This is a genomic window from Streptomyces sp., from assembly GCF_031178505.1.
GTDB classification, from domain to species: domain Bacteria; phylum Actinomycetota; class Actinomycetes; order Streptomycetales; family Streptomycetaceae; genus Streptomyces; species Streptomyces gulbargensis.
The window spans coordinates 1-11,751 of the sequence record NZ_JAPSIW010000140.1 but is presented as its reverse complement, the minus strand read 5'-3'; the positions used below and the strand labels follow the sequence as shown (position 1 = coordinate 11,751).

Genomic DNA, 11,751 nt, shown 5'->3' with positions numbered 1-11,751 from the left:
GTGGCGCGAGCGCGGCTGGTGAACCGGCGCCGGCCGGGACCGTTCCCCCGGCGGTGACCCCTCTGACCAGGGTGGCGCGCACACCGTTTCCACGCGCTCCCGCACGCCCCCCGTAACCGGGACGCCCGGCGGGTAGTTGGCGCGACATGCGCCACAGTCACCCTCCGTCGCCGTCCCGCGTCCCCTCGATGGCCCGGCTCGCCGTCGCCTCGCTCGTCGGCACGGCCGTCGAGTTCTACGACTTCTTCATCTACGGCACCGCCGCGGCCCTCGTCCTCGGGCCGCTCTTCTTCCCGACCTTCTCGCCGCTCGCCGGGACGCTGGCGGCCTTCGGCACCTTCGCCGTGGGCTTCCTCGCCCGCCCGCTGGGCTCGATCGTCTTCGGCCACGTCGGTGACCGGTACGGGCGGCGGCCGGTGCTGTTCGTCTCGCTGCTGCTCACCGGCTGCGCCACCGTCGCGGTCGGCTGCGTCCCGGCGTACGGGTCGATCGGCATCGCCGCGCCCCTGCTGCTGCTGACGCTCCGCTTCCTGCAGGGCCTCGGCCTGGGCGGCGAGTGGGGCGGGGCGGTGCTGCTCACCGCCGAGCACGCGCCCGCGCACCGGCGCGCGCTGTGGGCGAGCTTCCCCCAGATCGGCCCGGCGGTCGGCTTCCTCCTCGCCAACGGGGTGATGCTGGGGCTCTCGGCGGGGCTCAGCGACGCCGAGTTCCGCTCCTGGGGCTGGCGGGTGCCGTTCTGGGTGGCCGGTGTCCTGGCCGCCGCGGGCCTGCTGCTGCGCTCCTCGCTGGCGGAGACCCCGCAGTTCGAGGAGCTGTCGGCGACCGGACGGCGGGCGAGCGCCCCGCTGGCCGAGGTGGTGCGGGGCCACTGGCGCCTGGTGCTGCTGACGGCCGGCGCGCTGGCGGTCGGGTACGCGATCTTCTACACGGTCTCCACCTGGGCGCTGGCCTACGGGACCGAGCGGCTGGGGGTGAGCAGCACGGTGATGCTGACCTGCGTCATGGCCGCCGTGGCGATCAAGGGGGCGGTCACCCCGTTCGTGGCTCTGCTCGCGGACCGCTGGGGGCGCCGCCCGCTGTGCCTGGCGGGTTGCGCGGCCGCGGCGCTGTGGATGTTCCCGCTGGTGGGGCTGCTGCACACGGGGCGGCCGCTGCTGATGTTCCTCGGTTTCCTGGGGGCGCTGCTGGCCTTCATCACGATGTTCGCGGTGGTGGCGGCGTACCTGCCGGAGCTGTACGAGCCCCGGGTGCGCTGCACGGGCGCCGCGGTCGGCTACAACCTGGCGGGCGTCCTGGGCGGCGCGCTCACCCCGCTCGTCGCCACGGCGCTCTCGGAGGGCCGTTCGGGGCCGCCCTGGGGGGTGGCGGCCTATCTCACGCTGCTCGCTCTGCTGAGCCTGGGCTGCTTCGCGCTCCTGCCGGAGACGCTGCCGGAGCGCTCGGCGGCGGTGGAGGGCGCGCCGGCCTGAGGGGCCGGGAACACGGCGACGGCCGGCCGGGAGGACTCCCGGCCGGCCGTCGCCGTGTGGTGGGGCGTACGCCCGTGGGCGTCAGGCGCCGACGCTGTCCTTCTCGCCCGACCCGGTGGCCGCGGCCTCCTCGGCCTCCTTGCGCTCCTGCTTCTTGGAGGCGATCAGGCTGGTGACGGTGGTGATGACCAGCACGCCGCAGATGACCGCGAGGGAGAACGGGATCGAGATCTCGGGTACGTGGACGCCGGACTCGTGCAGGGCGTGCAGCACGAGCTTGACGCCGATGAAGCCGAGGATCACCGACAGGCCGTAGCTGAGGTGGACCAGCTTCTTCAGCAGGCCGCCGATCAGGAAGTACAGCTGCCGCAGACCCATGAGGGCGAAGGCGTTGGCGGTGAAGACGATGTACGGGTCCTGGGTGAGGCCGAAGATCGCCGGGATCGAGTCCAGGGCGAAGAGGACGTCGGTGGTACCGATGGCCAGCATGACGACCATCAGCGGCGTCAGCACCCGCTTGCCGTTGTTGCGGATGAACAGCTTGGTGCCGTGGTAGCGGTCCGCGACGCCGAACTTCTTCTCGACGGACTTGAGGAGACGGTTCTCCTCGAAGTCGTCCTCCTCCTCGTCGGAGCGCGCCTCCTGGATGAGCTTCCAGGCGGTGTAGATCAGGAACGCGCCGAAGATGTAGAAGACCCAGGAGAAGCTGGCGATGATCGCGGCGCCGGCCGCGATGAAGATCGCGCGGAGCACCAGGGCGATCAGCACACCGATCAGCAGCACGCGCTGCTGGAGGTGGGAGGGCACCGAGAACTTCGCCATGATCAGGACGAAGACGAAGAGGTTGTCGACACTCAGCGACTTCTCGGTGATGAATCCGGCGAAGAACTCTCCGGACGCCTGGCTGTTGCCGAAGAACAGCAGGCCGAGGCCGAAGAGGACGGCGAGGACGATCCAGACGACCGTCCAGATGCCGGCTTCCTTCACCGACACGTCATGGGGCTTGCGGCCGATGAGGAAGTCGGCTCCGATGAGGGCACACAGACCGAGAATGGTCAGCACCCACAGGGTCATTGAAACGTCCACTGCGCCTCCGGCGTCGTACGGCTACTGATCAGCGTCGTCGCTGCCGGAGGTCTCTTCCACCCGGGCGGCGCGTGTGCCGCCACCGGGCCGACGCCCCGGGTCGGATCACCGTGATCCGTCCGTACTGACGGGAACGCCGCGCATGGGGAGTACTCCCCTCCGCACCAAGAACACTACCCGAAGAACCAAGAGAAGGTAAAGGGGAGGGTAAAGAGGAGCCAAAAGCGCAGGTCACCGTCGGTTCTGCGGGCGGGCCCCGGCCACCTGCGCGAGAACCTGACGGAGCACGGCGCTGCCCGGCGGGAGCACCGGCGGCTCGTACGTCCAGGCGTGGCCGACCCAGGGATCGGCGAGGTGGTCGTCGGGCACCGGGGTGAGCCGGAGCAGCGAACGCCACAGGGGGTCGAGCACCGGGCCGTAGGCGGCGGCGTCCTCCCGGTCGGCGACGAGCAGCAGATGGACCCCGGCCGAGGGCCCCTCGTCGGCGAGGTACCGCAGCCGGGTGACGGCCCGGTCGTCGAAGCCGTGCGGGAAGTCGTGCACGATCAGCAGCTGCCGGGCGGTGTCCAGACCGGGCGGCAGGGCGTCGGGGGCGCCCGCGCGCAGCGCCATCTGGAGCAGGTCGACCCGTTCGGTCAGCTGCTCCAGGACGGTGGTGACGCCGGCCGCGCCCCGGGCCACGGGGGCGGCGAGGACGCCGGTCTCCACGAGGGGCGCGAAGGCGGCGGTTCCCGAGCCGGCCGGATCGAGGACGTGGACGGCGAACCGTCCCGGCGGGTGGACCGCGAGCAACCGTGCCGTGTGCGCGACGGCGGTGTCGAGGGCGAGACGCCGCAGTTCCGCCGTGTCGAGCGCGCCGGCCGCTCCGGAGCGGTCCCGGCCGCTGTCCACCCAGATCCCGCGCTCCAGCGGGAGCCGGACGAGCAGCGGGATGCGCAGCTCAGGACGCTCGGGGAGGTGCAGGTCACCCAGGCGGACGGCCATGGGCGGCTCGTCGGGCGCGCCGTAGGCGTGCCAGGCCGGGTTGTCCCAGCGGGCGTACGCGACGGGGAGGGCGGGTTCGACCACCTCCGCCTCGGCGGCGAGCCGGTCCAGGTCGCGGTCGAGGACCTCCCGGGCCCGTTCCACGAGGTCGTCGTGCCGGGCCTTGGCGGCCGCCCTGGCGGCGTCACCCGCGCCGCTGATCCGGGCACGCGGGTCGGCGAGCACCTGGTCCAGCTCCTGATCGAGGCGGGACTCGGCGAAGTCGCGGGCGCTGCGGTAGGCGGCGGCGGTGCGGGCCAGGTCCTCGAACATGCCCCAGACCTGGTTGTACAGGCGCTCGTCCATGGACCAGCCGGCGGCGTCACCGGCGACGGGGGCGGGGTAGGGGGAGGCGGGGTCCGCCTCCCCCGAGGCGGGCGCGGGCACGGTGGGCGCGGGGGCGGGATCGGGCGCGGGGGCGCTCGGCCGGCGGCGCGGGTGGGTGTAGCTGATGGTCCCGCCGCCCGTCCCGTCCTGCGAGACGCTCCGCGCCGCGTCCCGCGGGGCTCCGGCGGCGGAGGCCGGAGGCCGGGCGGCGGCTTCGAGGACCGTGTCAGCGAGCTCGGCGGGCCGTGCCACGCCCTGGTCGGCGAGGAGCGCGGCGAGGCCGCCCTCGTACCCCTGGCCGACCGCGCGGACCTTCCAGGCGCCCTGGCGCCGGTACAGCTCCAGGGCGACGACGGCGGTCTCGCGGTCGAGGCCCGTGAGGGTGTGCTCGGCGAGGGCCCGGCCCTCCTGGTCGCACACCGAGACGAAGGGGGCGGCGACCGCGCCGAAGCGGTCGGGGCCGCTCGTGCCGGGGGGCAGGACGAGCAGTACCGAGACCCGGTGGACGGTCTCCGGGAGCGCCGCCGGGTCGACGGCGAAACGGTGTTCGGCCGTGGCCGGACGCGGCACGTCGATGCCGGGCAGGGCGGGCGCGCCGGGGTGGGCGACCCGTTCGGCGCCCGTGACCCGGCCGTCCGCGTCGCCGAGGGTGGCCAGGGCGACGACCGGATGACCGGCCGAGACCCGGATCTCCAGGGGGGTGTCGGGCAGGGGGTGGTTCTGCCCCCGGACCAGCTCGGCGGTCATCTCGGCTCTGTTCCCCTCGGCGTGTCCCCGGCCGGGCGCCGGGTGGTTCCTGCGGAACAGCTCCCGGGCGGCCTGTGCCGCCGGGAGCTGTCGGTGCGTACGCGGGCCGCGTGTTACAGGTGCGGCAGGATCGCGGGCATGAGGTCCTGGAAGGTGCGGCCGTTGGCCGGGTTGCCCAGGGCGGTCATCTGCCAGCCCGTACCGGCCCGGTGCACCTTGGCCATGATCTGCGCCGTGTACTGGCCGCCGCCGTCGAGGGTGTAGCGCGCGAGCTCCTGCCCGTTCGTCTCGTCGACGAGCCGGCAGAAGGCGTTCTGCACCTCCTGGAAGGTCTGGCCGGTGAAGGAGTTCACCGTGAAGACGATCTGGTCGATGTGGACCGGGACGCGCTGGAGGTCGACGAGGATCGCCTCGTCGTCGCCGCCCTGGCCGACACCGCCGACCAGGTTGTCACCGGTGTGCCGCACCGAGCCGTCGTCGCTGACCAGGTGGCGGAAGAAGACCACGTCCACCGGCTGCTTGCCGGCGAACAGGACGGCCGAGGCGTCCAGGTCGATCTCCCGGGTGCGCGAGCCGAAGAGGCCCCGGCGCGGCGCGGCCTGCCAGCCGAGCCCCATCCGTACCTGGTCGAGGCTGCCCCCGCCCTGCTTCTCCAGGCTGATGGCCTGCCCCTTGGTCATGTTGACCGTCACGCGCTGCCCCTCTCGTTGACGTTCCCCGCGCCCGCCGTCGTGTGCGTGCGGCTGGGCAGCACCCTACGCAGGGACACCGACAGCGCAGCAGACGCGGTCCGGTTTTGTGTCGCTCCTGCAACACACCGGACCGCCTGCCGCGCGGGCGGACGGTCAGGCGAGCCCCGCCTCCTTCATCTGGCGCAACTCCTTCTTCAGCTCGCCCACTTCGTCACGGAGCCGGGCCGCGACCTCGAACTGGAGCTCGGCCGCGGCGGCCCGCATCCGGTCGGTCATCTCCTCGATGATCGCGGCCAGTTCGGTCGCCGGACGGTCGCCCAGCTCGACGGTGCCGGACCGGCCGGCGCCCTTGCCCTTCCCCTTGCCGGGGGCTCCGTGCGCGGCGAGCGAGGGGACGGGTGCCTTGGCGCCCTTGCCGTCCTTGGACTGGCGGTACCCCGTGCCGAGGAGTTCGTCGGTGTCGATCTCCTCGCGGGCGATGGTCGCGACGATGTCGTTGATCTTCTTGCGGAGCGGCTGCGGGTCGATGCCGTGCGCGGTGTTGTACGCGACCTGCTTCTCGCGGCGCCGGTTGGTCTCGTCGATGGCCTGGGCCATCGCCGGGGTGATGGTGTCCGCGTACATGTGGACCTGGCCGGAGACGTTGCGCGCGGCGCGGCCGATGGTCTGGATCAGTGAGGTGCCCGAACGCAGGAAGCCCTGCTTGTCGGCGTCGAGGATGGCGACGAGGGAGACCTCGGGAAGGTCGAGGCCCTCGCGGAGGAGGTTGATGCCGACCAGGACGTCGTACTCGCCGGAGCGCAGCTCGCGCAGCAGCTCGATGCGGCGCAGGGTGTCGACGTCGCTGTGGAGGTAGCGCACCTGGATGCCGAGCTCCAGGAAGTAGTCGGTGAGGTCCTCGGCCATCTTCTTGGTGAGGGTGGTGACGAGGACCCGCTCGTCCTTCTCGGTGCGCAGCCGGATCTCGTGGACCAGGTCGTCGATCTGTCCCTCGGTGGGCTTCACGACGACCTCGGGGTCGACGAGGCCGGTGGGGCGGATGATCTGCTCGACGAAGCCGTCCGAGCGGGAGAGCTCGTAGGTGCCGGGGGTCGCGGAGAGGTAGACGGTCTGGCCGATCCGCTCCTGGAACTCCTCCCACTTCAGGGGCCGGTTGTCCAGCGCCGAGGGAAGCCGGAACCCGTGGTCCACCAGGGTCCGCTTGCGGGAGGCGTCGCCCTCGTACATGGCGCCGATCTGCGGCACGGTGACGTGGGACTCGTCGATGACCAGGAGGAAGTCCTCCGGGAAGTAGTCGAGGAGGGTGTTGGGCGGGGAGCCGGGCTCGCGTCCGTCGAAGTGCAGCGAGTAGTTCTCGATACCGGAGCAGGAACCGATCTGGCGCATCATCTCGATGTCGTACGTGGTCCGCATGCGCAGGCGCTGGGACTCCAGGTGCTTGCCCTGCTTGTCGAGCTCGGCCAGGCGGCTCTCCAGCTCCCGCTCGATGTCGTTGACGGCCCGCTCCATGCGCTCGGGTCCGGCGACGTAGTGGCTGGCCGGGAAGACGTACAGCTCCCGGTCCTCGCTGATGACCTCGCCGGTGAGCGGGTGGAGGGTGGAGAGCGCCTCGATCTCGTCGCCGAACATCTCGATGCGGACGGCGAGCTCCTCGTACACCGGGAAGATCTCGATGGTGTCGCCGCGCACCCGGAAGGTGCCCCGGGTGAACGCCAGGTCGTTGCGGGTGTACTGGATGTCGACGAAGCGGCGCAGCAGCTGGTCGCGGTCGATCTCCTCCCCGACCTTGAGCGGGACCATGCGGTCCACGTACTCCTGGGGGGTGCCGAGGCCGTAGATGCAGGAGACGGAGGCGACCACGATGACGTCCCTGCGGGTGAGCAGCGAATTCGTCGCGGAGTGACGCAGCCGCTCCACCTCCTCGTTGATCGAGGAGTCCTTCTCGATGTAGGTGTCCGACTGCGGGACGTACGCCTCGGGCTGGTAGTAGTCGTAGTACGAGACGAAGTACTCGACCGCGTTGTTCGGCAGGAGCTCGCGGAACTCGTTGGCCAGCTGGGCGGCCAGGGTCTTGTTCGGCGCCATGACCAGGGTGGGGCGCTGGAGCTTCTCGATCATCCAGGCCGTGGTGGCCGACTTGCCGGTGCCCGTGGCACCGAGCAGCACGACGTCCTTCTCGCCCGCGCGGACGCGCCGCTCGAGCTCGGCGATGGCGGCGGGCTGGTCGCCGCTGGGCTGGTAGGGACTGACGACCTCGAAGGGCGCCACCGAACGTTCGATCTTGGAAACGGGCCGCATGCAACCACCGTACGACCCCGCACCGACAGTCGAGCGGTGATCGGTTCACCGCCCGGCCCCGACGGCCCGGCTCACCAGTCCTGGGAGCGGTGTCCGGCCCGGTGGACGGCCCTGCGGGCGCCGCGTCCGGCGGGGCGCGAGGACCAGTTCGCGGGCTCACCGTAGGTGGGCACGTAGCGGGGGGCGGGGATGCCGGGGCGGTGCACGGCGCGGGCCGGGGTCCGGTGCCGGTCCGGCTCGCCCATGACGAGCAGCGGGTCGAACATGACGACGACGGCCGCGAGGATCAGGAAGACCGCCGGGCCGATCAGCATCGGGAGGAGGGAGGTGGCGGTGTCGCCGGGGCCGGCCGGGGCGTCGCCGCCGTGGAGGTGGACGCTGACCGCCGACATGGCGGTGTAGTGCATACCACTGACGGCGACTCCCATCACCAGGCTCGCTCCGAGGCTGGCCAGAAATCCGTGGACGGAGACGGCGGCCCAGAGGGCCGCGGTGGCGGCCACGACGGCGATGAGCACGGAGAGCGCGACGGTGAGGGTGTCGTAGTCGATCCGGCCGTCCAGGCGCATGCCGGCCATGCCGAGGTAGTGCATGGTGGCGATGCCCAGACCGGTGATGGTGCCGCCGGTCACCAGGGTGAGGGCGGTCGCCGCGCGGTAGCCCACGATGAAGATCCCGATGCCGACCATGAGGACGGCGACACCCAGGCTGGCGAAGGTGATCGGCAGGTCGTAGCTGATCGGCGCCTGCCGGACCGAGAAGCCCATCATCGCGATGAAGTGCATGGTCCATATCCCGGTGCCGATGGAGGTGGCGCCGAGGGCGAGCCAGCCGGCCTTGAAGGTGTCGTCGTGGCGGAGCGACCGGGTGGTGCACCTCAGTCCGAGGGCACCGCCGAGGCAGGCCATGAGAAAGGCGGCCACGGGCGTGACGAGCCCGTAGCTGAAACCGTCGACCGTGCCCTGCATGAGCGTGTGCCCTCCACCCCTGGTACAACTTCGTCCGAAAACAGTCGGAACCGCTGGGTACTGCCCCCGGGGCGAGATTATGGCGCGCGCGGACCCGGGCGACCATGCGACCGGGGAATTTCCCCTGGTGAGACCTGAGCGAGACCGCGCCGTGATGCCGGACCGGCTGTCGGTGGCGGGTCGTACGGTGAGCGCATGGACATGGAAGCGGGGTCCGCCGTCGAGTGGACGGTGGTGGAGAGCGGGATCGGTCCGCTCCTCCTGGCGGCGACGGCGAAGGGGCTCGTGCGGGTCGAGTTCCACGCCGGTGCCGAGCGGCGCGCGCGCATGCTCGGCCGGCTGGCCGAGCAGCTGGGGACACGGCCGGTGGAGTGTGCCTCGGGCCTGCTCGCCGAGCCGATACGTCAGCTCCACCGCTACTTCGCGGGCGATCCGCGCGGCTTCGACCTGCCCCTGGACTGGTCCCTGACGGCCGGCTTCAACCGGCAGGTGCTCCGCGAGCTGGCGGCGGGCGTGCCGTACGGGACGGTCGTCGGGTACGGGGAGCTGGCGCGGCGCGTGGGGCAGCCGGGCGGGGCGCAGGCGGTGGGGGCGGCGATGGGCGCCAATCCGCTGCCGGTGGTGGTGCCGTGCCACCGGGTGGTGGAGAGCGACGGAGGACTCGGCGGCTTCGGGGGCGGCCTGGAGACGAAGCGGCGGCTGCTGGCACTGGAGGGGGTGCTGCCGGAGCCGCTGTTCTGAGCGGGCGTGCTCGGAGCGGGCGGGGTGCGGCCGGGCCGTCGCAGGCGGACCCGGGGGCGTTCCCCTCGTGGGGGACGGCTGGCAGACTCACGTAAGTGACCAAGATGCCCGACACCCCTGACAGTGCGCTCTCGGACGGAACGCCCGCCCCCGCCGCGCTCCCCGCTCTGCGCCGGCGCGTCCAGGCCGTCCTGATCGCCACCCAGATCCTCGGCGGCCTCGGCATCGCCATCGGTGTCGCGCTCGCCGCCGTCCTCGCCAAGGACGTCAGCGGCACGGAGGCGCTGTCGGGCCTCGCCTCCACGGCGACGGTGGCGGGGCCCGCGCTGCTCGCCATGCCGCTGGCCGCGCTGATGGCCGCGCGGGGACGGCGGGCCGGGCTGGTCCTCGCCTATCTGCTCGGGGCGCTCGGGGCCGGTGTGGCGGTGCTCGGCGCGGCCGTCGACAGCTTCCCTCTGCTGCTCGCCGGCCTGGTCGGCTTCGGGGCGGGCTCCTCGGCCAATCTCGCGGCCCGTTTCGCCGCCGCCGACCTGGAGCCGGCCGACCGCAGGGCGCGCGCCATCTCCATGGTGGTGTGGGCGACCACCGTCGGGGCCGTCCTCGGACCGAACGTGGCCGCGCCCGCCGGGGAGAGCGTCACCGGCCTGGGCATCCCCGCCACGGCCGGACCCTTCGTCTGGGCCGCCGGTGTCTTCGTGATCGCGGCGGCCGTCGTGGCCCTGCTGCTGCGCCCGGACCCGCTCCTGACCGCCCGCGCCCTGGCCGACGCCGAGACGCCGGGCCGGCCGCCGGAGAACCGTTCCCTGCGGGCCGGCATGCGGGCCGTACGGGAGTCCGCGTCCGCCCGGCTCGCCGTCGTCACGGTCGCCGTCTCCCACACCGCCATGGTGTCGATCATGTCGATGACCCCGGTCGCCCTCGATCACCACGGGGCGGGCATCCAGCTGATCGGCCTGGTGATCAGCGGACACATCGCCGGAATGTACGCCTTCTCCCCCGTCATGGGCTGGCTCTCCGACCGGCTCGGCCGGCGCGCCGTGATCGGCCTCGCGGCCGGGCTCATCGCGCTGGCCGCGCTGCTCGCGGGCACGGCGGGCCCGAGCCACGGACAGACCGCGCTCGGCCTCTTCGTCCTGGGGCTCGGCTGGTCGGCGGGGCTGGTCTCCGGTTCGGCGCTCCTCACCGACTCCGTGCCGCAGGCGCAGCGGGCGGCGGCGCAGGGCCTCTCCGACTTCGTGATGAACACGGCGGCGGGCCTGGGCGGCCTCGCCGCCGGTCTGGTCGTGGCCAAGGCGGGCTACGGTCCGCTCAACGCGATCGCCGCCTGTCTGCTGCTGCCGATGGCCGCCCTGGCGCTGCGGAGCACGGTCCGCGGGAGCTGAGCCGCGCGGGCGGTGGGCCACCCGCCCGTTCCTCGGGTGGGCCCGTGCCCGGCCGGTGCCGGTCACTCGGGCGGGCCGGAGGGGGCGGGGCCCGGTACCGCCGGGGAGCTCGCGCCGGCGGCGAGGAGGCGCGGCGCGCCCGTACCGTCGGCGGGGACCGTCCAGACGCCGCCGCCCTGGCCGTACGCGAGGGTGCCGGCGTCCGTCCACAAAGCCTGGTCGTCGATGCCCCGCCGCTCGGCGGTGGGGTGCTCGCGGCCGGTGCGGAGGTCGTACACGTACAGCCGCCACGGCTCGCGCGGGCCGTCGCTCACCCGCTTCTTGAAGGCGAGCCGGGTGCCGTCCGGGGAGAGCGAGGGGCATTCGACGTTCTCGCGCAGGGCGCGCGCCGACCAGGCACGCAGGTCGCCCTCCACGAGGTGGGTGCGGCCGCCGGTCGAGACGGTGGCGTGGAAGCGGTTGTCGTCGGCGGCGAAGCTGACGCCCCAGTAGTTGACGTCCGGGGCGTGGTGGCGCCGTCCGGCGAGCGTGAGCGGGATCTGTTCCATGTTCTTGACCAGGTAGCCCGTCCGCAGGTCCAGGATCGAGGTCCGGGTGGAGAAGGCGTTGCCCGCGTAGGAGTCGCCGGTCGCGAAGGTCGTCCAGGAGAGCATCCGCCCGGAGGCGGAGACCCTGGCCCGGCTGGGGGTGCCCGGCACGGTGACCCGGCGTACCTCGCGCAGCCGGCCGTCGAGCACGAGCGCGTCGGTGCGGGCCGGGACGCCCGGCCGGCGCCGGAGGCACAGGGCGGTGCCTCCGGCGGTGTGGAACCGGTCGCAGGACGGGCCGCCCGCGATCCGGCCGCCGGGCGCGGCCGGGTCCACGCGCGCGACGCGCCCGGTGGCGGTGTCGCGGACGTGGAGCACGCCGGTCCCCTGGTCGAGCGTGAAGCCGGTGTCGGCGGTCGCCGCGACGGCGGTCTCCCGCTCCGCCGCGGCGCGGAGTGTGTAGGCGGCGGCGCCGCCGCCGAGGATCAGGG

Annotated in this window: 9 protein-coding genes; 3 read left to right on the top strand and 6 right to left on the bottom strand. The window is 73.0% G+C overall.

The window, feature by feature from the left end; all coding sequences use genetic code 11:
• Positions 1 to 188: 188 nt before the first annotated feature.
• A complete protein-coding gene (locus RIF68_RS12725; protein WP_309051316.1) occupies positions 189 to 1,469 on the top strand; it encodes an MFS transporter in 1,281 nt (426 codons plus the stop codon).
• 81 nt (positions 1,470 to 1,550) lie between these two features.
• Here RIF68_RS12725 and RIF68_RS12720 read toward each other — a convergent pair whose 3' ends face one another.
• From RIF68_RS12720 to RIF68_RS12700, 5 genes are all read right to left on the bottom strand, one after another.
• Positions 1,551 to 2,555, bottom strand: coding sequence for a TerC/Alx family metal homeostasis membrane protein (locus RIF68_RS12720; protein WP_309051313.1), 1,005 nt, complete (start codon positions 2,553 to 2,555; stop codon positions 1,551 to 1,553).
• Positions 2,556 to 2,786: 231 nt separating this feature from the next.
• Complete coding sequence (locus RIF68_RS12715; protein ID WP_309051312.1) at positions 2,787 to 4,652, bottom strand: TerD family protein; 1,866 nt, start codon at positions 4,650 to 4,652, stop codon at positions 2,787 to 2,789.
• A 113-nt stretch (positions 4,653 to 4,765) separates the two neighbouring features.
• Positions 4,766 to 5,344 (bottom strand): TerD family protein, encoded by a 579-nt coding sequence (locus RIF68_RS12710; protein WP_309051311.1) that lies wholly within the window; start codon positions 5,342 to 5,344, stop codon positions 4,766 to 4,768.
• Positions 5,345 to 5,497: 153 nt separating this feature from the next.
• Complete coding sequence (gene uvrB / locus RIF68_RS12705) at positions 5,498 to 7,642, bottom strand: excinuclease ABC subunit UvrB (RefSeq protein WP_309051310.1); 2,145 nt, start codon at positions 7,640 to 7,642, stop codon at positions 5,498 to 5,500.
• A 71-nt stretch (positions 7,643 to 7,713) separates the two neighbouring features.
• The gene (locus RIF68_RS12700) at positions 7,714 to 8,610 is read right to left on the bottom strand and encodes an MHYT domain-containing protein (protein WP_309051309.1); all 897 of its coding nucleotides are present in this window, start codon (positions 8,608 to 8,610) and stop codon (positions 7,714 to 7,716) included.
• A 195-nt stretch (positions 8,611 to 8,805) separates the two neighbouring features.
• Between RIF68_RS12700 and RIF68_RS12695 the strand changes: the two genes are divergently transcribed.
• Both RIF68_RS12695 and RIF68_RS12690 read left to right on the top strand, forming a co-directional pair.
• Positions 8,806 to 9,351 carry a methylated-DNA--[protein]-cysteine S-methyltransferase gene (locus tag RIF68_RS12695; RefSeq protein ID WP_375165057.1) on the top strand — a complete coding sequence of 182 codons (546 nt, stop codon included), beginning with the start codon at positions 8,806 to 8,808 and terminating at the stop codon, positions 9,349 to 9,351.
• Positions 9,352 to 9,455: 104 nt separating this feature from the next.
• Complete coding sequence (locus RIF68_RS12690; protein WP_309051314.1) at positions 9,456 to 10,733, top strand: MFS transporter; 1,278 nt, start codon at positions 9,456 to 9,458, stop codon at positions 10,731 to 10,733.
• A 62-nt stretch (positions 10,734 to 10,795) separates the two neighbouring features.
• On the opposite strand, the gene RIF68_RS12685 is transcribed toward RIF68_RS12690, so the two are convergent.
• The gene (locus RIF68_RS12685; protein WP_309051308.1) at positions 10,796 to 11,749 is read right to left on the bottom strand and encodes a hypothetical protein; all 954 of its coding nucleotides are present in this window, start codon (positions 11,747 to 11,749) and stop codon (positions 10,796 to 10,798) included.
• Positions 11,750 to 11,751 lie beyond the last annotated feature (2 nt).

Bases quoted from the DNA above. Each gene is read 5' to 3' on its own strand.
- RIF68_RS12725 (WP_309051316.1), top strand. From the start codon at position 189: ATGGCCCGGCTCGCCGTCGCCTCGCTCGTCGGCACGGCCGTCGAGTTC.
- RIF68_RS12715 (WP_309051312.1), bottom strand. From the start codon at position 4,652: ATGACCGCCGAGCTGGTCCGGGGGCAGAACCACCCCCTGCCCGACACC.
- uvrB (WP_309051310.1), bottom strand. From the start codon at position 7,642: ATGCGGCCCGTTTCCAAGATCGAACGTTCGGTGGCGCCCTTCGAGGTC.
- RIF68_RS12700 (WP_309051309.1), bottom strand. From the start codon at position 8,610: ATGCAGGGCACGGTCGACGGTTTCAGCTACGGGCTCGTCACGCCCGTG.
- RIF68_RS12695 (WP_375165057.1), top strand. From the start codon at position 8,806: ATGGACATGGAAGCGGGGTCCGCCGTCGAGTGGACGGTGGTGGAGAGC.
- RIF68_RS12690 (WP_309051314.1), top strand. From the start codon at position 9,456: ATGCCCGACACCCCTGACAGTGCGCTCTCGGACGGAACGCCCGCCCCC.